The organism is Litoreibacter sp. GN1-5 (genome assembly GCF_055693805.1).
The window spans coordinates 2,782,188-2,802,500 of record NZ_JBVFUP010000001.1; the positions used below are offsets into that span (position 1 = coordinate 2,782,188).

General features: G+C 50.9%; 19 protein-coding genes (1 of these 19 cut by a window edge). 12 read left to right on the forward strand and 7 right to left on the reverse strand.

The annotated features are described in order from the left end of the window. Nucleotides 1–53: 53 nt before the first annotated feature. Complete coding sequence (locus ACZ1HF_RS13890; RefSeq protein WP_472658070.1) at nt 54–2,495, forward strand: GcvT family protein; 2,442 nt, start codon at nt 54–56, stop codon at nt 2,493–2,495. Nucleotides 2,496–2,542: 47 nt separating this feature from the next. Continuing rightward, nucleotides 2,543–3,184, forward strand: a complete 642-nt coding sequence (locus ACZ1HF_RS13895) for a pseudouridine synthase (RefSeq protein WP_472658071.1) — start codon at nt 2,543–2,545, stop codon at nt 3,182–3,184. On the opposite strand, the gene ACZ1HF_RS13900 is transcribed toward ACZ1HF_RS13895, so the two are convergent. The 3 genes from ACZ1HF_RS13900 to ACZ1HF_RS13910 form a co-directional block, all read right to left on the reverse strand. Continuing rightward, a complete protein-coding gene (locus ACZ1HF_RS13900; RefSeq protein ID WP_472658072.1) occupies nt 3,162–4,241 on the reverse strand; it encodes a glycosyltransferase family 2 protein in 1,080 nt (359 codons plus the stop codon). The genes ACZ1HF_RS13895 and ACZ1HF_RS13900 overlap by 23 nt on opposite strands. Continuing rightward, nucleotides 4,238–5,587 carry an O-antigen ligase family protein gene (locus ACZ1HF_RS13905; protein ID WP_472658073.1) on the reverse strand — a complete coding sequence of 450 codons (1,350 nt, stop codon included), beginning with the start codon at nt 5,585–5,587 and terminating at the stop codon, nt 4,238–4,240. The genes ACZ1HF_RS13900 and ACZ1HF_RS13905 overlap by 4 nt, the downstream gene beginning before the upstream one ends. Nucleotides 5,588–5,677: 90 nt before the next feature. After that, nucleotides 5,678–6,880 carry a right-handed parallel beta-helix repeat-containing protein gene (locus ACZ1HF_RS13910; RefSeq protein WP_472658074.1) on the reverse strand — a complete coding sequence of 401 codons (1,203 nt, stop codon included), beginning with the start codon at nt 6,878–6,880 and terminating at the stop codon, nt 5,678–5,680. 174 nt (nt 6,881–7,054) lie between these two features. On the opposite strand from ACZ1HF_RS13910, the gene ACZ1HF_RS13915 reads away from it, so the two are divergent. After that, entirely contained in the window at nt 7,055–7,483 is a 429-nt protein-coding gene (locus tag ACZ1HF_RS13915; protein WP_472658075.1) for a DapH/DapD/GlmU-related protein, read from the forward strand. A 186-nt stretch (nt 7,484–7,669) separates the two neighbouring features. Further along, entirely contained in the window at nt 7,670–9,901 is a 2,232-nt protein-coding gene (locus ACZ1HF_RS13920) for a hypothetical protein (RefSeq protein ID WP_472658076.1), read from the forward strand. On the opposite strand, the gene ACZ1HF_RS13925 is transcribed toward ACZ1HF_RS13920, so the two are convergent. Beyond that, nucleotides 9,892–10,794 carry a hypothetical protein gene (locus tag ACZ1HF_RS13925; protein WP_472658077.1) on the reverse strand — a complete coding sequence of 301 codons (903 nt, stop codon included), beginning with the start codon at nt 10,792–10,794 and terminating at the stop codon, nt 9,892–9,894. The two genes, ACZ1HF_RS13920 and ACZ1HF_RS13925, sit on opposite strands and share 10 nt — an antisense overlap. After that, the gene (locus ACZ1HF_RS13930; RefSeq protein ID WP_472658078.1) at nt 10,791–12,155 is read right to left on the reverse strand and encodes an oligosaccharide flippase family protein; all 1,365 of its coding nucleotides are present in this window, start codon (nt 12,153–12,155) and stop codon (nt 10,791–10,793) included. The genes ACZ1HF_RS13925 and ACZ1HF_RS13930 overlap by 4 nt, the downstream gene beginning before the upstream one ends. Before the next feature lie 100 nt (nt 12,156–12,255). Between ACZ1HF_RS13930 and ACZ1HF_RS13935 the strand changes: the two genes are divergently transcribed. Genes ACZ1HF_RS13935 through ACZ1HF_RS13945 form a run of 3 tightly spaced genes read left to right on the forward strand, consistent with a single transcriptional unit; the run spans nt 12,256 to nt 14,734 of the window. Further along, nucleotides 12,256–13,518, forward strand: coding sequence for a Coenzyme F420 hydrogenase/dehydrogenase, beta subunit C-terminal domain (locus ACZ1HF_RS13935; protein ID WP_472658079.1), 1,263 nt, complete (start codon nt 12,256–12,258; stop codon nt 13,516–13,518). After that, nucleotides 13,515–14,162, forward strand: a complete 648-nt coding sequence (locus tag ACZ1HF_RS13940) for a polysaccharide pyruvyl transferase family protein (RefSeq protein ID WP_472658080.1) — start codon at nt 13,515–13,517, stop codon at nt 14,160–14,162. The genes ACZ1HF_RS13935 and ACZ1HF_RS13940 overlap by 4 nt, the downstream gene beginning before the upstream one ends. A gap of 17 nt (nt 14,163–14,179) precedes the next feature. Further along, complete coding sequence (locus ACZ1HF_RS13945; protein ID WP_472658081.1) at nt 14,180–14,734, forward strand: polysaccharide pyruvyl transferase family protein; 555 nt, start codon at nt 14,180–14,182, stop codon at nt 14,732–14,734. Nucleotides 14,735–14,738: 4 nt separating this feature from the next. Here the strand turns inward: ACZ1HF_RS13945 and ACZ1HF_RS13950 are convergent, their stop codons facing one another. Then, the gene (locus ACZ1HF_RS13950; protein WP_472658082.1) at nt 14,739–14,999 is read right to left on the reverse strand and encodes a spike base protein, RCAP_Rcc01079 family; all 261 of its coding nucleotides are present in this window, start codon (nt 14,997–14,999) and stop codon (nt 14,739–14,741) included. 242 nt (nt 15,000–15,241) lie between these two features. On the opposite strand from ACZ1HF_RS13950, the gene ACZ1HF_RS13955 reads away from it, so the two are divergent. After that, nucleotides 15,242–16,144 carry a GntR family transcriptional regulator gene (locus ACZ1HF_RS13955; RefSeq protein WP_472658083.1) on the forward strand — a complete coding sequence of 301 codons (903 nt, stop codon included), beginning with the start codon at nt 15,242–15,244 and terminating at the stop codon, nt 16,142–16,144. Between the two features lie 123 nt (nt 16,145–16,267). Here ACZ1HF_RS13955 and ACZ1HF_RS13960 read toward each other — a convergent pair whose 3' ends face one another. Beyond that, on the reverse strand, nt 16,268–16,747 hold the full coding sequence (locus ACZ1HF_RS13960) for a fasciclin domain-containing protein (RefSeq protein ID WP_472658084.1): 480 nt from the start codon (nt 16,745–16,747) through the stop codon (nt 16,268–16,270). A 251-nt stretch (nt 16,748–16,998) separates the two neighbouring features. On the opposite strand from ACZ1HF_RS13960, the gene ACZ1HF_RS13965 reads away from it, so the two are divergent. From ACZ1HF_RS13965 to msrQ, 4 genes are all read left to right on the forward strand, one after another. Continuing rightward, nucleotides 16,999–18,507: an FMN-binding glutamate synthase family protein gene (locus ACZ1HF_RS13965; protein WP_472658085.1), complete on the forward strand. Its 1,509-nt coding sequence runs from the start codon at nt 16,999–17,001 to the stop codon at nt 18,505–18,507. Between the two features lie 109 nt (nt 18,508–18,616). Then, on the forward strand, nt 18,617–19,525 hold the full coding sequence (gene msrP, locus ACZ1HF_RS13970) for a protein-methionine-sulfoxide reductase catalytic subunit MsrP (RefSeq protein WP_472658086.1): 909 nt from the start codon (nt 18,617–18,619) through the stop codon (nt 19,523–19,525). After that, complete coding sequence (merF, locus tag ACZ1HF_RS13975) at nt 19,525–19,728, forward strand: mercury resistance system transport protein MerF (protein WP_472658087.1); 204 nt, start codon at nt 19,525–19,527, stop codon at nt 19,726–19,728. Before msrP ends, merF begins: the two co-directional genes overlap by 1 nt. Nucleotides 19,729–19,732: 4 nt before the next feature. Beyond that, a protein-coding gene (msrQ, locus tag ACZ1HF_RS13980) for a protein-methionine-sulfoxide reductase heme-binding subunit MsrQ (RefSeq protein WP_472658088.1) crosses the window boundary here: on the forward strand, nt 19,733–20,313 show its 5' portion. 40 nt of this gene lie beyond the right edge of the window; only the first 581 of its 621 coding nucleotides appear in the window; its start codon is at nt 19,733–19,735; its stop codon lies off the right edge, out of view.

The window sequence follows — 20,313 nt, forward strand, 5'->3', positions numbered from 1 at the left end:
AAAAACATTTACGGAAAGCAGAAGAATTTTCCCGTTTCTTGGAGATATGAACTATGACACTTCCTACTAAAGCGCGTGTGGTGATTATTGGTGGCGGCGTGATTGGCTGTTCGGTTGCCTATCACCTGGCCAAGATCGGCTGGAAAGATATTGTTTTGCTTGAGCGCAAGCAACTCACCTGTGGAACAACGTGGCACGCCGCAGGGTTGATTGCGCAACTGCGGGCGACGAAGAATATGACACGGCTCGCTAAGTATTCGCAGGAACTTTATGGTAAATTAGAGTCTGAAACTGGCGTTGCGACTGGCTTTAAGCGTTGTGGCTCGATCACCGTTGCTTTGACAGAAGAGCGACTGGAAGAGATAAGTCGGCAGGCCGCTATGGCACGCTCTTTTGGGGTGGAGGCCCACCCAATCTCGCCCGCTGAGGTCAAAGAAAAGTACGACCATATCAATATCGAAGGTGTAACTGGTGGCGTCTATCTGCCGCTTGATGGTCAGGGCGATCCGGCCAATATTGCACATGCTTTGGCAAAAGGGGCACGTCAGAACGGTGCAATGGTCAAAGAAGGTTTTTCTGTTTCGGAAATCCATCGGGAAGGCCGCCGCGCGACGGGTGTGACTTGGGAAGATAAGAACGGCGAAACTGGACATATTGAAGCCGAACATATCGTCAATTGCGCTGGCATGTGGGGCCATCAGGTGGGCCGTATGGCGGGCGTCAATGTTCCACTGCATTCTTGTGAGCATTTCTATATCGTAACAGAGAATGTCACCGGTTTGACGCAAATGCCTGTGCTTCGGGTGCCTGACGAATGTGCCTATTACAAAGAGGATGCTGGCAAGATACTGCTTGGCGCTTTTGAGCCTGTAGCAAAGCCTTGGACTTTGGATATCCCGAAAGATTTTGAGTTCGACCAGCTCCCGGAAGATTTCGATCATTTTGAGCCGATACTGGAGGCTGCTGTGGAGCGGTTGCCGATATTGGCAGAAGCAGGCATTCATACGTTTTTCAACGGGCCGGAAAGCTTTACGCCGGATGATGCTTACCACCTTGGTCTTGCACCAGAGCTTGATAATTTCTGGGTTGCTGCTGGCTTCAACTCTATCGGGATCCAATCTGCCGGAGGCGCGGGATCAGCGCTGGCGCAATGGATGGATGAGGGGCAAAAGCCATTTGATCTGGGGGATGTAGACATTTCCCGTATGCAACCATTTCAAGGGAACCGCACCTATCTATTCGAACGCTCTAAGGAAACGCTTGGCCTGCTTTATGCAGACCATTTCCCCTACTTACAAAAGAAGACTGCGCGCGGTGTGCGGCGGACTCCGTTTCACAATCACCTGCTGCAACATGGGGCTGTGATGGGTGAGCTTGCAGGCTGGGAGCGTGCGAATTGGTTCGCTAATTCGGACCAAGAACCAAAATATGAGTATTCCTGGAAGCGCCAGAACTTCTTTGACAATATTCGAGAAGAACATATGGCGATCCGGCAGAATGTTGGCATGTATGACATGACCTCTTTCGGCAAAATCCGGGTGGAGGGTTGCGATGCTGAGGCTTTCATGAACTATGTGGGCGGCGGCGATTATTCTGTTCCTGTTGGGAAGATCGTTTACACGCAGTTCCTCAATCCACGCGGCGGGATCGAGGCCGATGTTACAGTGACAAGACTGTCCGAGACGGCCTATCTGGTCGTGACCCCTGCGGCCACGCGTTTGTCGGATGAAACGTGGTTGCGTCGCAATGTCGGTGACTTCAACGTGATTATTACGGACGTGACCGCAGGCGAAGGTATCCTTGCAGTCATGGGGCCGAACTCTCGCAAATTGCTGGAAAGTGTTTCCCCTAATGACTTTTCCAATGACACCAACCCATTCGGGACTGCTCAGGAGATAGAGATTGGAATGGGGCTCGCCCGTGTCCATCGTGTCACCTATGTGGGTGAGCTGGGCTGGGAAGTATATGTTTCTTCTGATCAAGCCGCTCACGTGTTTGAAACGCTGCATTCTGCGGGACAAGATATGGGCCTGAAACTTTGCGGCATGCATATGATGGATAGCTGTCGTATCGAAAAAGGTTTTCGCCATTTCGGTCATGATATCACATCTGAAGATCATGTGATGGAGGCAGGGCTTGGTTTCGCTGTCAAAAAGGACAAACCAAAATTTATTGGCCGTGAAGCCGTGCTTGAGAAGCAGGAAAAAGGCCTCAACATGCGGCTGCTGCAATTCAAACTCACCGATCCCGAACCGCTGCTCTACCATGCAGAACCAGTTTTTCGAGACGGTGAGTTTGCCGGTTATCTCACATCAGGATCCTATGGGCACCATCTTGGTGCGGCGATGGGTATGGGGTACGTGCAATGTCCTGACGAAAAGCTTGCTGATGTTTTGGCATCAAGCTACGAAATTGACGTTGCGGGCACGCGGGTCAAAGCAGAGGTGTCTTCGAAGCCTTTCTACGATCCCAAGTCAGAACGGGTAAAGGTTTGATATAAAATTGATTTTATGCACGTAACGAAGGTATTCAGGGAAGGATAATGGAAACTTATAATCCCCCTGAAACTCCGCTTGTGGTTCTGTATGATGATGCAGAGCTTTTGGCTGTGGACAAGCCCGCCGGTCTTTTATCGGTGCCGGGTAAGGGTCCGCATCTTTCTGATTGCCTGATCGCGCGCGTTCAGCAAGCCTTTCCGCAGGCTTTGTTGGTCCATAGGCTGGATCGCGATACCTCAGGCGTCATGATCTTTGCACAGACCCCTGCGGCGCAACGCCACCTAGGTTTGCAGTTTGAGAAACGGCAGACAAGAAAAATCTACATTGCACGCGTCAAAGGTAAAGTAGCGGAGAAAGAGGGTAGCGTTAATCTGCCGCTTATCGTTGATTGGCCGAACCGTCCACTTCAACATGTCGATCACGAGACAGGTAAAGAGGCTATCACTGACTGGCGGCGCCTGCGCATTGAAGATGGCACGACGCGGATGCGGTTGATGCCCAAAACAGGCCGGTCTCACCAGCTTCGTGTCCATATGCGCGAGATCGGCCACCCGATCCTGGGCGATCCGTTCTATTCTGAAGACGCGGAAACCTATCCCCGTATGATGCTTCATGCTGAAAGTTTGCGCCTGCGTCACCCCAATGGCGGGCGCGGGATGGAGTTCAAGGCGAAGTGCCCGTTCTGACAGATAGGGCTTTGCTGTTTAGCATATCATTTGAATCCCTGAAAATCCGCGATTTGGTTTCGGCTGAAAGGCGCACGCTAACACTTTCAGGAGGGTTTAGTCCGTGCAACGCGGTTACGATCGACTTTGTTTGCGTGAGCTGTCCTTTGAATAAGTATTGAACTGCTTTTGTTATGCCGTAGGCATAGGCGACAGGTAGAGCGATTGGGTTGTGCTTTCTGACAAATAGCATTCTTGCGCGATGCTTGAAATAGGTTGAGAAAGCGGATGGTTGGTCATTGAGCTTTGGGGAACCGATAGCTGTACCGGCCTTGTGATACACATATGCGCCCTGACAATAGGCTAATGGTAATGGGCCGCGACGCATCGCCCATGCGACCTCCTCATAATAGAGAAAATAGTCTTCGGGTAGCTGACCGGCAGCTTCGAGGAAATCACGTGAAGCAACCATGCTGGCGCCGGAAATAAAGCCTAGCTGACTGGCATCTGGTTCGCATGTTTCACTGCTTTTCTGTCCAAGGTTCAGGTTACCAGTTACGCCCGTCCAAGCATTTATTATGCCGCCGTCGATCTGGATTATGTCGGCCGGGTCGGCGTACTGAATTCGCCCGCCCAAAAGAGCATAGGGTTTGTCATATTCAGCAAAGCGTTCGGGGGTTTGGGGTGGAACAAGGCAGTCCGGGTTTAGTATCCAGAACCTAGACAGTTCGGGAATTTGGCTCAATTGATCAAGCGCTATGTTGACCCCCGCAGCGAACCCACTGTTTATCGGGACTCTGATAAGCGCGATTTGGTCATGTTTTGTGATGCCGTCCTGCAGTTTTATAGGTTTTTCTACAGGTTTGATCTGAAACGGTACATTATCTGGTTGGTGATAGCGAAGACGACCGCTGGCCCAGTCTTCGATCCGTATGCACGTATCGTCTGTGGAGGCGTTATCAACGATGGCAATGGTCAAGCAAACAGGGCCTGCCGCAGCCAGAAGTGTTTCCAGGCAGTCAAGTATTACATCGGCAGAATTATAGGTGACAATTGCGACGCCAAGATGTTTGGTCATATGTTGGCCTCAGATTTTCGGACAAATCGGGTCGGAAGGTTCCGGCTATAGGTAAGTTCGGTATCTTTTGATGCAGCTATACCTGTGGTTTTGGACGAGGCACTTAAGAACCAAAGCCCGGCGCCAAAAAGGAAAAACACGAAGGAATAGATCGCGGTCCAGATATGGACCGTGCATAGGGTGAAGGTCAGGCCTGTCAGACAGAAGACCCAGGCACGTCTTAGATGAAGGAAATCTGTATCGTCATGTAAGTTATGACGCGCGATACGCCAAACAGTGGCTAGATATGCCCAGAGCAGGAAAACAAATGCAGGAATTCCATATCGCACAGCAACCACGAGCCAGAAGTTATCCATGCTACCAGACCGCATGAAGCTGGGTCGCACCCAGTCGTTCAAGCCGATGCCAAAAATCGGATTGGCCCAGACATTGACCATGCCCCATTCAAAAATAATGCCGCGCCAATAGGCATTATGGGCAGAGAATGTTGCATAGCTGAAAAAGACACGAAGAGGCGTCCGGTTCGATAAAAGGTCTATAGTAATATAGGCCATTATGATGGCTGCGGTGAGCAGCACCCAACGACGGTTCGTAAAGCTAAAGAGGAACGCCCATGCGATGAGAAAGAGCTGTAGCAAAAGCGCCAGAAATGCGCCGCTGGATAGGGCCAGAAAGCAGCAGGTTGAGATTAGGACGAGTAGAAACGTTCTTGATGCGAAGCCAATTTTAGGTTTCAGGCCGACAAACACCAATGCCGCAGCGGTTGAACAAAAGAGCCCATAGTGGATCGGATGCGCAAAAAGGACCTGTACGCGTTCCAACCCTAAGCGGGGTTCTATATTGACAATTGCAACACTGTTAAGGCCGGGTAACGCACGGATGGCTTCGATCAACGGCGGTCGACCCGTGAAAGCCTCATAAATTGCGAAGGGCAGGCTTAGGGTCACGAGACCAGCCAGACAATATATCACTGTCGTGAACTGTTGTTTGGTTTGGATATAGGCCCTTGCCAGAAGGTAGCCGCCCATAACTTCGATGATATTGGAGCCAGCACTTTCTATAGCCTGCGCCGGGGAGTTTACGCTTATCGCAAGTGCAGCCCAAGCGACATAGAGGGTCAGGAGCAAATCTGTGAAGTATAATCTACCATAGCACCCCCGCAGCAGATTGACTGTAAGCGGTATCAGCAAGAGAGCAAGGTAAAGCCGTAGCCCGGTCATCTGTAATGGACCAATTTGGAAGCGTATCGGAACGACGACAGTGGCAAGGTATATCAGGACTGGCAATGCCAAGGGACGCATGCAGCCTTTTTGAACTTGCGTATTGTGCAGGGCCGTATCGGTCATGCTGTCCATACTTTTGGTTAGGGTTTCTACCCTCTGGTCAGCAATTTGCCCTGCAACTGTTAGTAAATTGTAAAGAGGCCTCTTCTCCTGTCAAAAGCTTGGCTTTGGACGTGTGTTACCATGGATAACCCAGTCAGGGTTACGCGTGCTGGGTAACTGAGTGGTTTGATTATGAGTGATACGCACATCTGTCGCATCCGGATGGACGCGGATTTTTGGTGTAGACTGTCCCTGACTATGTGATGGGTCTGCTGCGATACCATGCCTTTGCAAGACATTTTTGTTCACTAAAACGCCGTTTGCCTGACCGATGGTAATGCCGTGGGTATGGGCGTTCTTTATGATGTTACTCTCAATGATGATATCTTTATAAAGAAACTCTGTCGCGTTTCGGTTTTGATCAAGCTTTTCATTCCGCATGAAAATAGATTGGGTGAACCCGCCTGCACCCGCGACAAGACGGTTGTTGCGAATTATGACTTTTTGGCTGGCGGTTTTCGTGTTGCGGGTCCAGAACTGAATCATGTCGGCATGATCACCGGCATCTGGTGATCGTTCGAAATCATGAATGAAGTTATCTTCGATCAATACATCTTGGACAGCAGAGAAATTCAGGCCATCAGATCGGATTGTATGCAGCTCATTTCCGATTACTTTTATGCCAGAACTATGGGAAAACACAGCGCCACGGTGCCAGCGATGTATGTGGTTGCAAATCAAAGCGACCCTATTGCTGTCATAAATAAACAAGCCCTGCCCTGTGGGGTAGTCAATATCGTGGGGTGTGCCTGTCTTGGCAGTATCGCCCAGAAATTCTGAGTTTTTGAATGTAATGTTTTTGCTTCTCTCAACCCGGAAGGGACGTGCATGGGTCGGCGAATTTCCACGCACAAAGCTGTAGTTAAAAACTAAACTGTCGAACGTTAGATTGGCTGTGTCCTGCAATCTCAACCCGTGCAGATATGCCGGATCATGGGGGTTGAAGGATCTGAGCGTCACAGATTTACGAAACCCTCTGAGAATAATCGGATCATAGCTGCCCGGTGTGAGTAGGATCAGGTCAGTATTCGCGGCAGCTTTGAGTGTAGCGACAAGCTGATCAGTGTTTGAAACCAGATGCGTTTTGGGGGTGGCATATGTGGCATGATTAATAAATTTTTCATCAAGTTGCTGATACTTGGTTGAGCAGTTTCCGACCTGTCTTGTAGCAGAATCCAGATTTGTTTCTGCATGCGCATAAGTGGAAATGAAGAGAAACGAAATGACAGCGCATATTGGAATGTATTTGATCATTTTCCCCTCAGAATATCTGCACCTTGCACTGTGGCCCTTAAGGGTAAACAGCTTGATAAACCTATCAGAGAAAGTCGATTGAATTTGAGTTATTATAGCACGCCCGCATCGCCACAAGACTATAAGAAAGCCAAAAAAAGAGGTCTAAACCGCCTGCGTTGGCTGAGATTGATTGTGATCAACGCTGTTCGTGTCTTCTATACGCGCTGCATGGGGATGGATATTCATGAAACGGCGGAATTCTCTTTGTCTACGCGGTTTGACCGAACCTTTCCTGTTGGGGTTCATATAGGCGCACACAGTTACGTTGCTTTTGGCGCAGCCATTATGACCCATGACAGAACCCGCGGTCTTTACCTGCACACATATGTAGGCCAGCGATGTTTTATCGGGGGGCGCAGCATTGTATTACCTGGTGTTACGATCGGGGAAGGGTCTGTGATTGGTGCAGGGTCAGTTGTGACAAAAGATGTTCCGTCTGGGTGTGTTGTGGCTGGTAATCCTGCGCGGGTCATCAGAACGGGTATCAAAGTAGAGGAATATGGCCGGTTTCAAAATGCTGACCTGACTGAAAGCAGACTTGCAGAAGCAGGCCTGGCCTGAAGGTTTATGGCTCGTTAACTGCGCGCGCGTAGACATGTGGCTATGCGCAACATGATCAGTTCCTATGTTAGTTCCCTCCTCCAGCTCAGCAGCCCAATTGTGTTGTTGAAGCAATGTTTGGATAGACTGTCTCGCGCCCGCTTGCCTCACCCCAAGCCGCGCACGGGCTTGATGGAGGTGATATTTATGTTGATGTTTGGTCTTGGGCTAACTGCTGGTCCCTCGCAGGCAGGGGAAGCTGTTGTCCCGACAACGATGCTTTCGATTGATGATTTTTCTCGTGACAAAACCCTTTTCGACAGCGGTGCTGCTTTTGGAAATTCGGTTACTCAGGTGCCTTTGTCAGGCACTGGTACAGCGGATGAAGTGGTGCAGATGCGTTTGCTTCCCGAAGGCAGTGCCGCAACCGAGTGGAGCGACATTGCAACAGTTGCAACTGACGGTACATGGGCAGGGGTAGCAATTGTTGCGCGTAGGCCTGAATGGTTGCGGGTCGAAGTCCGGATTAAGTCGGAACCTGTCGTAAGATCGTTGACGTCTAACCGATTTGGTGTTGGGCATGTGATTGCTCTTTGGGGGCAGTCTGAAATTGTTCGCATTCGCTCAACTGTTCATAACACTATGACGCCGGAACCGTTGCTTGGCGATGATGCAGTTCAGGTGATGTGGTATGAGGATGGCCCGGTTCTGAAGCATCTAACCAACGCTGATCCGCACACAGCTTCGCTTGCTGCGATGGCAAATGTATTCATGGAAGAGCGTCCCGGTGACAAGTTCGCAATTGTTTTACAAGCCGTTGCAGGCACTGGATTTCGTGCATTAGTAGATGATGCAAACACGGATCGCAATTGGGCTGACGATGCCGCATTACATGCCTTTGCTACTGCAGATGGACAGCATGTGGGGCTGCCAGCAGTCTCGTGGTTTGCAACGCCGGGTGCGTTGTCTGAATTTTACGAAGATGCGCTGTTTCCATTGTTTACAGGTAAGACTGTGGACGGAACGTCCGTCACGTTTCCAACGACCATCACATATGGCAACAACGCAAGCTATAAAGCTGACCATTGGTTCGGAGAGCTTTATGACCCGGCACACACGAAATGGGTTGCTTATGGTCCGCATAGGTTTGACATCTATGCGGATATGCAGAATGCGACTGTGCTGGCAGGCGGGGCGCCTCAGTTCAACCTTAACAATAAGGAAAATGTTCGCCGCAGTTGGCGGGCAATGGTTGAGAACCCGAATGCAGGCGATCTTTTCTTACCATTGGGCCTAGAACCTTTGACGTATCAGAACGGCATCAGTGATGCGACCGAGGGTTGGGTCGATCATAGCCACCCATCTGGCAACACCGATGATGGCACACCAATGTTGGCGCGACTGACAGCCCATGCGGTCTTGCAAGCTTCTGGTTTGACGGATTGGGATATCCCGGAATTCGATCAAGCAGAGTGGGAGCCATCCGGTGCATATGTCGACATTTGGTCATCCACAGGCCCGGTTACGACGCTTCGCATAGCGCGTGGCGAAGCAGCGTTGGATGATAGCTATCCGCATTGGACAGATGTATTTGGTTGGCAGATTAATGGTGCTCCGGCGCAGCGGGCCGAGATCGTAAATGGTCGGGTGCGTCTCTATCCAAATGAAGCGGCCTTTGTCGCAAGCGATGTAATCCGATTTGGGGAGGGCGGCGCGTCTGGTATGATCAAGTTCCCAGAGGATTTCTATGCAGGTTCGTACAAAAACCTACCGATTGTTGATGTTGGTGCTGCTCGTATCGAAGGCGTTCCGGTTCGCTCACTTCCCTCTGAGACGGTGCTTGTAAACCCGCTGGTAGATAACGCGCCCGCATTTCTGGTAGGGGAAACGGGGCCTCATTTCGCTGACCCGCAACAATTGGGGGAAGGCGTTGATCAGCTTCATGTGCGTCTGTCTCTAGCTGCTGATCTGCCTGCATCTGGCGCTGATCTCCTTATGGGAACAACCGGGAACTATGTTAAACTGGAGGTTGTTCCAGATGGTGCGCTGCGTTTGCGCCTTCGGGATACAGGCGGCACCGTCCATGTAGATAATGTTGAAACCGCAGCAGGTGTTCTGGCCAATGGCGTGCAGGCGGATATCGCATTGTCGATTGATATGGTTGCCGGATATCTGCGTGTTTGGGTCAATGATGTGCTGGTACTGGACCAAAGCTTCACATCCGCAACGCCCACATTGCCAAGCAACAGAACGCTGTTGTTGTTGTCTGCTCTGAACGGGGCTTATCAGGTGACGGGCAGCATAAAACGTTTGTCAATTTGGAAGACAACGACCGCGGATGGCGGTGTGCCTAACGGAACGCCCTACAAAGATGTGACAGGTCCTGCGAGCGTAGCAAATGCTAATGCATGGAAACTTGGCACAGATGCTCAGGGGTAATCTGACAGATCAAGCCGGTTTGTCGTTAGTTTGGCAAGCTTGCGATTGCTTTCTGTGAAGTATCCTTGGAACCTGTCAGTAACATAAGTGCTGACAGGTTTTTTATCTTGGATCATTGCAAGAAGCGGATGGCGCGTCGCAAGATAATTAGTACTGCGATATAACAGGCCCGGTTCAGCCCCTAGAGGAATAAGAGGCGCCGGGTTTAGCGTACTACGCCTTAAGTGATTTATTCTTCGCAGAAGTGACGTCGTTGCTTCGGGCGGACTGGGAGAGCGGGGTTTGGTATCAGAGGCCGGCAGGCCTGCGAATTGTTCGTTTCCGGCGAAGTCAGCGATAGTTTGTGCAACCATGTTGGCGCTTTTCCTAATTGCTTCCTGCGGTATAACAAGAACGTGGTCGAAGAGATTTTTGTAGTGCTCTATCAGCCTGTGATACTGGAAATGATCGGGGTCAAAACTGTCATAACCGATAGCATTTTGTCCTTCGAAAAACATTTTGTGGTGCAAGGTGCCGCCTCGCTGCAAATATTGCATGTAAACCGAGGGCAAAATCTGGGTCTGGGCCCGGATCGAAATAAGAATGCGCGCCTTTGGGACAATCGCCTTTAGTCTGTGGGCATATACATCACTGCTGCGCCCACCAAAGAAGGGGTGCCCCGACAGGATTTCAGATGAAACTACGGGAATGGCACCATTCAGGCCTGACATGCGGTCTTTGAGCAGATCACCCATAAGTGCAGGTTCGAATTGCAGGCCATGAGGTTTTGTCACAAGGTCGAACACTTCCTGATGCGATGCAAGCTGTTGAAAGCCGTGAACGGGCTGGAACAGGACGTCCTGCATCCATGTGGTTGCGGTCTTGTGATACCCGATATGGATCAATGGAGTCATGATTTGGCCATTATGGCTGAAGCTCTGGTTTCAAAGCTGGCTGCACATATTGCAAACAGGGCGGTACAAAAGGCGCAGGCTAATAGGGTTTGATTGAACATCAGGCTGAATGTGCAGGCCGTTGCCAAGCCAAGCGGTGCTGCCGATAGGCGTCGTGAAATCGGCGTGCGCCATAGAAGCATCAGAAAGGCTAGAATGAAGCCCGCTATTTCGGCCCAGAGGGCCAGTAACAGGATTTGTAGCAATCCAGCGCCCGAGATGGCAGTTTGCCAGACAAAGATCAGCATGAGGATCCGCGGCATGTTCCCGATCAGAGCGTTCCCTGTTGCACCCCATGAAAGCCCAATGATCGAACTTCCAGCTTTCATCACACGTAGCCCGTGAATAATGCCCAGCGTGGGAAGGAGTGGGGCTAAAGCATCAAAAGACGACCCCAAAGCGGTAGGGGCAAGCGGGGCAGCAATGCCAATCGCAATCATGAAAGTACACCCTACGAGCAGCGACACAGTAAGCACGGTCCGGGCTTGGTTCTGGAAAGCGGTTATGTCTGTTTGACAGCGTGACAGGATTGGTAAGAAGTAGGATTGCAGACTACGGGCCAAGATAAGGGCTGGCGTAAGCGTCAACGCGAAGCCCATGGCAAGAATGGCCAGTGCCTCAAGGCCCAAGATGTGGCCAGTGATAAGTTTTTCGCCATGAAAGACGGCAAACAGGCCGACCCCGTTCAGTGCAAGCGGCCATCCGAAACTGATGCTGCGCTTTACAATATCTTGGTTAAATTTGGCTCTGTAAGGTCGTATCGCAAGGATATGGGACGCAAGAAGCGCGCATAGGCTATGCGCCAAAGCCGCGAACAACATAGCGCGATAATCGTTGAATATATGCACCAGAGGCCAAAGCAGAAACAGGCTGATCAGAGCAGGGATAACTAGTGTCAGCATTGCGGGGGCATAGTGCTGTCGACGTTGCCTGCGGAAAATATCCAGATGGTTCAGCCCAGCTAAAAGGGGAATAACGGCAAGTAACTGATAGGCCCATGCCAGCTCACCTACGCCAAGAAATACTGCAATCGGGCGGGCAAGCAGCAACATACAAAGCGCGCAGACAATGCCTCTTAACAGATGAACAGCGTGCAGACCTAACTGAAAGCGTGAGCTGTTGCCCCGACGATCCCTGATAATCATCTGTTGAAGACCAAGATTTGAGCCCAGCTCTACCGCGGCTGTAACGATGCTGAAACTTGCTGCGATACCGTAATCCTCGATCCCGATTAAGCGCGCAGCTAGAAGGTTGCGCGCCAGCAAAAGTACAGCGCTGACAGCGTTGCCGCTCAGAAGTATCAAGGCGGGTTTTTTGGCCATGCCGTGATCTTCCTTTCCATTATGTTGCGCGGCTTTACCCGGCATTAACCGGTTGCATGCTTAACAGCCGGTTAAACGCCGGTTGAAAAGTGAGAAACATATGCAAAAAGCACCAAGTCTTGCGAAGGTGGCACAGGGTGATCTTTGTGCCGGCTGCGGGGCCTGCGCGGCGCTGGGCGGCGTTAAGATGCACATGACGGCAGAGGGGTTTTTGCGACCAACGCAGCTTTGTGAACTGTCAGATACGCAAGATCAGAAGATTGCAAAAATATGTCCGGGCTTATCGCAAACTGTAAAAGCCAATGGACGTAAGGATCACGTTCTTTGGGGCCCCTACCATACCATGCGCACCGGATGGGCAAAGGATGCGGGGCTGCGTTATAAGGCTGCCTCGGGTGGGACGTTGTCTGCTATTTTGATCTACTTGCTGGAGGCCGGCGAAGTGGATGGGGTTGTTCAAATCACAGCAGATCCAGATGTTCCGACCGCGAATATGGCGGCTATTTCTGAAAGCTCAGCGGATATTCTTAGGGCGGCTGGGTCACGCTATGCGCCGTCTGATCCTTTATCCTGCGTGCCCTATTGTATCGCCACAGGTCGTCGCTATGCCTTCGTCGGGAAGCCATGCGATGTTGCTGCTCTTGCCAAGTGGCGAGACATAGACAGCTCGGTTGCGCGGACTTTTCCGGCTTTGATCTCTTTCTTTTGCGCAGGCGTGCCGTCTGCAAAAGGCACGGATGAGCTGCTGCTGGCTTTGGATACGGACAAAGATGACATCGCCGAGTTCCGATACCGAGGACAGGGCTGGCCCGGTCGGGCGACGGCGACACGACATGATGGAGGCAAGCGATCCTTATCTTATAGCGACAGTTGGGGCGGCATTCTGTCAAAGCACGTCCAACATCGCTGCAAGGTCTGCGCTGATGGTACGGGAACTGCCGCCGATATCGTTTGTGCGGATGCGTGGGCGGTTGATGCAAAAGGGTATCCGCTGTTCGAGGAACAGGATGGCGTTAGCCTTATTGTCAGCCGAACAGCGTTGGGCGAGCGGATTATCCAAAATTCTGTAAAGGCAGATCATCTTGCGACGTATCCGTTTGATGTGGCGCAGTTGGAAAAGATGCAGCCCGGTCAGGTCAACCGCCGCCGCGCATTGGCTGCGCGGCTGCTTGGGCTTTTATTGATGGGCAAACCTGCCCCGATTTACCAAGGTTTGCATGTAATTGCTGCCGGCTTGCAAAACAATCCTAGTGCCAACATTCGTAATTGTTTTGGCATGATGCGCAGGATCATGAAGGCAGGCCGTAAAAGTCAGGCGGATAAAGACATTCTTAACCAGAACGCGGACAGGGTTGAGGGATGATCAACATATGTCTCATTCTCCATTCGACTCGATCTGACAACCTGGGCGTTGGTGCGCTGACCGTTGCTCAGGTAGAAATGTTGCGCGGTGTGGCGAAGTCGCTTGGCGTAGACATCCATATCACGCTTCTGGACTGGAAAGACCCGCGCGCATCTTATGTCAGCGGGTCAGATATCACCGTCCATGAAATTGACGGAAAGGACCTGCTAAACCCGGCCAGAGTTTTCGCCTGGTTGCGTCAGGCGGATCTGGTGATTGATATTGGCGCGGGGGACAGTTTTACAGATATTTACGGGCCCAAGCGGCTGAATCGTATGTTTGCGTTGAAATATCTGACGCATCTTGCCGGACGACCTTTGGTTATGGCGCCACAAACCTACGGGCCGTTTACCAAAGCCAGTACCCGACTATTGGCGCGACATTCGTTGAAACGGGCGGCGATTATCGCGACACGGGATACGACCTCTGGCAAGGTTGTGCGGGCGCTTGGTGTTGGGCAGGAGGCGATAGAAGCCTCTGACGTCGCTTTGCGATTGCCTTACGAAGCCCCGCAAAAGCATGGGAATGAACATATCAAGGTCGGCCTAAACGTTTCGGGTTTACTGATGTCGGGGGGTATAGCGGGCGAAATCAGTTCGGGTTGAGCCTTGATTACCCGGAAATGATACACCGTCTGATTGAAGCGTTTCTGGCGCATTCATCCGGGTGTGAAGTTCATTTGGTGCCGCATGTCATAAGCCCGTCACAACCTATCGAAGATGATGCCTCTGTAATCACCCAGCTTGCGCAAAGATATCCTGCATTGAAAATAGCCCCCAATTTCACGAACCCGTCTGAGGCAAAGTCCTATATCGCTGGCCTTGATTTCTTCACCGGGGCACGGATGCACGCTTGTATTGCTGCATTTTCCAGCGGCGTTCCGGTGGTTCCCATGGCGTATAGTCGAAAATTCGCAGGGCTTTTTGGCACCCTTGGCTATGATCATACTGTTGATTGCAGAGCTCTGACATCAGAGCAGGTTGTCGCAACTGTCATGCATGGCTATGAAACACGTGATGTTTTGAAAGCGGATACCAAGCGGGCGCTTGCGCATGGAAACAAACGGCTTGATCTCTATGTGACGGCAGTGAAGCAGTTGCTTAGCAATATTTCTGAGACCAAAAAGGAAACGTCCGCCACGCAATTGCGGACGGACGCATTTGTACCACTGAGGTAGTTATCTATGTAAGCGACAGAAGCGCGCCTGCTGTCGTACCAGTGCTGCGCACGGCCTGAATGCGGATGGGCAGCACGCTGCCCGCGGGAACCGCCTCAAAAGTGACCTGATCACCATCGGCCATGGTCACAGCCAGATCACCGGAAATGCCTACATACAAAGCGCGGCTGACTTGCGCCAATGTGGCCGTATCGTCAGGGATAACTGCGACGGCTGCACGGGCCGGTGATGTTGGAGTTGTCGGGAAGTTCTTGAAATTGTCCATATGTAATCCTGCCAAGCTGTCTGCGTCAGCAGGTCAGACAAAGCAAAATACTCAAAAGACCTGCCACACAGTCTCATGATGAAAATGCGCCCTCTAGCGCGGCAATCCTTGTCGCAAACGTAAGTTAAGAATTCATAAGCTTTGCGTTCGGTCAGAGGCTGCGACAGTTTTGAGTTTTGTAATACGTTTTGCACAACTGTACTGTTCAGTTTATAATGGATTGAAAATACGACGAGCATGGAATGGCAAGAACAGACGCACGCTTCAGGGTAGCTTTCAACGAACTTCTCGATATCTGCAACGCTGCCGGTGTTGGTGCGAAACTGCCATCTGAAGTTGCGCTGTCAAATCAACTACATGTAAGCCGCACTGTCATCCGTGCCGCGTTGAAAACATTAAATCAAAAGCAGATTATCGAGTGGGACGGGCGCTCTAAAACCATATTACGATATGCGGAATCGTCCGAGCAATTGCCTTTGCGTGACGAGCTTTTGTCAATGGCAGAGCTTGAGGAAGAGTTTCTTGAATGGGTTTTACGTTTCGACATTCCGCCAGGAACAGTGCTGAACATAACCCGTCTATCCAAGCAATTTTCCGTTGCAACACATACATTGCAGGAATTTTTGGCGGGTCTCAGCCGGTTTGGTCTTGTTGAGCGTCGCCAGAAAGGTGGCTGGGTTCTGCGGGGTTTCACCAAAGATTTCGCAACAGAGCTTTCAGATTTCCGTACCGTGCTTGAGCTGAATGCGGTTCGCCATCTTATTGCGAAACCGGATGATGACCCGATCTGGGCGACATTGGATGATCTTGAAAAACAACATCACGCTTTGATGGCGCGCATTGATGAGGATTATCATGATTTTTCCCGGTTGGATGAAAGCTTTCACCTTGCCATAAATAGTGTGGTGTCAAACAGGTTTGCGTTAGAATTTCAGAAAGTTATTTCTCTGATTTTTCACTACCATTTCCAGTGGAACAAATCTGATGAGCACCAACGCAACATGGCTGCTATAAACGAGCATTTGAACTATATATCAGCTTTGCGCAGTCGAGACCTCGTAGTAGCTGAAGATGCTGCGCGTCGACATCTTGAGACATCCAAGCAAACGCTGCTCAGATCGCTTACGGAACATGAGCTGTCTTAACTGTTTCAAAAATAACTTATCTGCAAAATGTCATCTATATATATATAAAAGAAACGCTGCCGGGATCATCTGGCAGCGTTTCTGATAATACATCAATAGTTTAGCGATTTGGTCCTATCAAGATTACTCTGGCAACATCACTGCATCGATGACGTGAATAACACCATTTGATGCTTCAACATCAGCTGACACAACATTTGCGCTATTTACTGTCACGCCACCTTCTGTGCCAATTGTCACATCGCTGCCTTGAACAGTTGTAGCGGTCATGCCGTCGGACAGATCACCTGACATCACTTTACCTGGAACCACGTGGTAGGTCAGGATGCCAGCAAGTGTTTCTTTGTTTTCAGGTTTCAGCAGGTCATCGACCGTACCTTCAGGCAATGCGGCAAACGCTTCGTCTGTTGGCGCAAAGACCGTAAATGGTCCATCGCCTTTAAGTGTATCAACGAGGCCAGCGGCTGTGGCCGCAGCGAGAAGAGTTGAGAAACTACCAGCACCGGCGGCAGTATCTACGATGTCTTTAGCACCGCTGCCTGCAAAAGCAGGTGCGCTTATTAAAGTTGCTGCTACTACACTTAAAAATATTCTACGGATCATTGTTTGTCTCCCACAAGTTAACGAGCCCTCTTTTGGGTCTCACAGGACTTACGGGCGAAATGGGCGGCAGGATGTCGCCGAGCGTCGAAAACTGAGACTTGTCAAATGAGGTCTTCCACCTAAGCCAGCGCATTTTCAGCTTTCCAGTAAACAACATGTGAAGGATATGCCGGTGACTTACCTGCATGCGCCTGTGTGCTTGCGGCGGAAATTATCTGTGACAGAGTATCACCACAGCGAAAGGATATGCCATGTGGATGTTTGATTGGGCAGGGTGGGCAATCGAAGCTTTGGCGGTTGGTTTTATTATTGTCATAGGTTTGGCAGCCTTGGCTATTGTCATCATGTTTGTGATCGATCGTTCTCAGCGCGAGGATGCGATCCGGCGGAATTATCCAGTGATTGGGCGGTTCAGGCACATTTTTACTGAGTTAGGCGAATTCTTCCGGCAGTATTTCTTTGCGATGGATCGAGAGGAACTGCCATTCAATCGCGCACAAAGGGATTGGGTAAAGCGGGCGACTGACGGCAAGGATAATACGGTGGCCTTTGGGTCGACGCGCAACATCTCTGTCGTGGGCACACCCATCTTTGTGAATGCGGCATTTCCTCCGTTGGACAATCAGTTTTCAGCCAGTGAGCCGATGATGATCGGGCCCGGTACGCGGCACCCGTTCGTGGCGCAGTCGTTCTTCAATCTTTCCGGGATGAGTTACGGTGCAATTTCGCGCCCTGCGGTGACAGCGCTCAGCCGCGGTTCGAAGGAAGCAAATATATGGATGAATACAGGGGAAGGTGGTCTCAGCCCGTATCATCTGCAAGGTGGTGCAGATCTGGTATTTCAGATTGGTACAGCAAAATATGGTGTACGGGACCGCGAAGGGCGGCTTGATGACAACAAACTGCGCGCAGTTGCAGCGCATGATCAGGTCAGAATGTTCGAGATCAAACTGGCGCAAGGAGCAAAACCCGGCAAGGGCGGCATCCTGCCCGGTGCAAAGATTACATCTGAAATAGCCACTATTCGAGGTATTGATGAAGGGCAGGATTCGATCTCTCCGAACAGGCATATTGAGATCGGAAATTATGACGAGCTTCTCGATTTCATTAGCCATGTGAGAGAGGTCACTGGAAAGCCGGTGGGCATCAAAACGGTAATGGGATCTGACAAACCATTTCGAGAATTGTTTGAGCTGATTCTGGTGCGTGGCGAAGAGAGCGCACCTGACTTCATTACAATAGACGGGGGCGAAGGCGGGACAGGGGCCTCGCCGCTGCCATTGATGGATCTTGTGGGGTTGTCCATCCGCGAAGCATTGCCGGAGCTTGCCAATCTGTTGCGTGAATATGGCCTGAAGCAGCGGATCAGGTTGGTTGCCAGTGGCAAGTTGATGGTGCCCGGCGATGTGGCCTGGGCATTGGCGGCTGGAGCGGATTTCGTGACATCGGCGCGTGGTTTCATGTTCTCGCTTGGGTGCATTCAGGCGATGAAGTGCAATAAGAATACCTGTCCGACCGGGATCACGACACATGACCCCCGATTTCAGAAGGGGCTGGTCCCTGAAGAAAAATACAAGAAAGTCGCACTTTATGCGAAGAATATTGTCAAAGAGGTCGAGCTGATCGCCCACTCGGTAGGCGTGCCAGAACCAAGACAGCTACGACGTGAGCACGTTCGGATCATGCAGGACACAGGAAAAACAGTGCCAATGGACCAGCTTTATCCTGCGGCCCAAGGGGCAACCCGTTCTGTTGGGTAGCTTCAAACCCGTAGGTAACTATTTCAACAAGTTCGTGAGATCGGGCCTTTTAGTTTTGTGAAACCTCTCGCATGGCCCATATGTGGCGTAAGCAAAACTGAGGACCACTATGGCAAACCGTTTTAAACCTGATCTGACATGGGCTGATGCAACGCCCGAGCATGTCTTTCTAAATCGCCGCGCATTCATGGCAGGGGCCGTTGCGGCCGGTGGTATCGCTGGCAATGCGGTTGCTGCAGTTCCTTTTGAGGAAGATGAAAAGCCGAATGCCTGGGAAGAAATTACGCAATACAACAATTTCTACGAATTTGGCACTGGCAAGGGTGATCCTGCGGAATATGCCGAGGCGCTGACGACCGATCCTTGGGAAATCGAGATAGGTGGCTTGGTGGACAAGCCGGGCACCTATTCTTTCAAAGACATCATGAAAGAGATGACTGTGGAAGAACGTATCTACCGGTTCCGCTGTGTCGAAGCATGGTCGATGATTATTCCGTGGAACGGGTTCGAGCTGGCCGATCTTCTGAATTTGGCCGGCGTGCAGGACGGTGCCAAATATGTAGCCTTTGAAACGCTTGTGCGTCCGGAAGAGATGTGGGGGCAACAACGCAACTATATCGACTGGCCCTATCGCGAAGGCTTGCGGCTTGATGAGGCGATGCATCCGCTGACGATCATGGCGACAGGTCTTTACGGAAAGCCTATGCCCAATCAGAATGGCGCGCCGATCCGTCTGGTCGTGCCTTGGAAATACGGGTTCAAATCGATCAAGTCGATTGTGAAGATTACGCTGACAGATGAACAGCCTCAAACAAGCTGGAACATGTTGCAGCCAAGCGAATATGGTTTCTATAGTAATGTGAATCCAGAGGTTGATCACCCACGCTGGTCGCAGGCGTCCGAACGTCGTGTGGGTGGCGGACTTTTGGCGCGGCGTGTTCCAACGCTTATGTTCAATGGATATGAAGAAGAGGTTTCAGGCCTTTACGAAGGTCTGAATCTTGCAAAGAACTTCTGATGCTGCGCGATAAATGGTTCCGGATCGGATTGTTTGGCTCGATCATAGCGGCAATATGCTGCTTTACGCCAGTTTTGGTTGGAGCTCTGGGTCTGATTGGGCTTGGGGCCTACACAAACTGGATTGATCCGGTGACGATCCCAGCCCTGATCATTTTTGTGGGGATACTTGTGACCGCCATTATCCGGCTACGTCAGACCTAAGCGAATGAGCATTACGAACAACATCAACGGCAAGCTGCGAAAACTTCCAACTTGGCCAATTTATATTATAGGGTTAGTTCCGGCGATTGCTGTGATTTATCTTGCGCTAACCGGCGGGCTTGGCATCGATCCGGTGCGTGCGCTTGAACACGAACTTGGTGAATTTGCGCTTCGCCTTTTTATTGCATCACTCTTGATCACACCACTTCGACGTTATGCAGGTCTCAATTTATTAAAGTTCCGCCGCGCACTGGGCCTGCTGACCTTCTTATATGTTGTACTGCATTTACTGGTCTGGCTCTTTTTAGATATGCAATTGCTCTGGGGTGAGATATGGCGCGATATACTCAAGCGGCCCTATATCACAATTGGGATGGTTAGCTTCATCCTGATGATCCCGCTGGCAATTACGTCAAATACGGCATCGATCAAACGCCTTGGGGCGTCTGCGTGGCAATCCTTGCATAAGCTGACCTATCCTGCTGCCCTTCTTGGGGCCATCCATTTTGTGATGGTGCAGAAAGTTTGGGAAATAGAACCGCTGATCTATCTGGGCATTGTATTGGGGCTTCTTGCGCTGCGATT

Coding starts and splice junctions, on each gene's coding strand:
- ACZ1HF_RS13950 (WP_472658082.1), bottom strand. CDS start 14,999: ATGGACAATTTCAAGAACTTCCCGACAACTCCAACATCACCGGCCCGT.
- ACZ1HF_RS13960 (WP_472658084.1), bottom strand. CDS start 16,747: ATGATCCGTAGAATATTTTTAAGTGTAGTAGCAGCAACTTTAATAAGC.
- ACZ1HF_RS13945 (WP_472658081.1), top strand. CDS start 14,180: ATGATACACCGTCTGATTGAAGCGTTTCTGGCGCATTCATCCGGGTGT.
- ACZ1HF_RS13905 (WP_472658073.1), bottom strand. CDS start 5,587: ATGACCGATACGGCCCTGCACAATACGCAAGTTCAAAAAGGCTGCATG.
- ACZ1HF_RS13935 (WP_472658079.1), top strand. CDS start 12,256: ATGCAAAAAGCACCAAGTCTTGCGAAGGTGGCACAGGGTGATCTTTGT.
- ACZ1HF_RS13930 (WP_472658078.1), bottom strand. CDS start 12,155: ATGGCCAAAAAACCCGCCTTGATACTTCTGAGCGGCAACGCTGTCAGC.
- ACZ1HF_RS13900 (WP_472658072.1), bottom strand. CDS start 4,241: ATGACCAAACATCTTGGCGTCGCAATTGTCACCTATAATTCTGCCGAT.
- ACZ1HF_RS13965 (WP_472658085.1), top strand. CDS start 16,999: ATGTGGATGTTTGATTGGGCAGGGTGGGCAATCGAAGCTTTGGCGGTT.
- msrP (WP_472658086.1), top strand. CDS start 18,617: ATGGCAAACCGTTTTAAACCTGATCTGACATGGGCTGATGCAACGCCC.
- ACZ1HF_RS13890 (WP_472658070.1), top strand. CDS start 54: ATGACACTTCCTACTAAAGCGCGTGTGGTGATTATTGGTGGCGGCGTG.
- ACZ1HF_RS13940 (WP_472658080.1), top strand. CDS start 13,515: ATGATCAACATATGTCTCATTCTCCATTCGACTCGATCTGACAACCTG.
- ACZ1HF_RS13955 (WP_472658083.1), top strand. CDS start 15,242: ATGGCAAGAACAGACGCACGCTTCAGGGTAGCTTTCAACGAACTTCTC.
- ACZ1HF_RS13910 (WP_472658074.1), bottom strand. CDS start 6,880: ATGATCAAATACATTCCAATATGCGCTGTCATTTCGTTTCTCTTCATT.
- ACZ1HF_RS13925 (WP_472658077.1), bottom strand. CDS start 10,794: ATGACTCCATTGATCCATATCGGGTATCACAAGACCGCAACCACATGG.
- ACZ1HF_RS13895 (WP_472658071.1), top strand. CDS start 2,543: ATGGAAACTTATAATCCCCCTGAAACTCCGCTTGTGGTTCTGTATGAT.
- ACZ1HF_RS13920 (WP_472658076.1), top strand. CDS start 7,670: ATGTTGATGTTTGGTCTTGGGCTAACTGCTGGTCCCTCGCAGGCAGGG.
- merF (WP_472658087.1), top strand. CDS start 19,525: ATGCTGCGCGATAAATGGTTCCGGATCGGATTGTTTGGCTCGATCATA.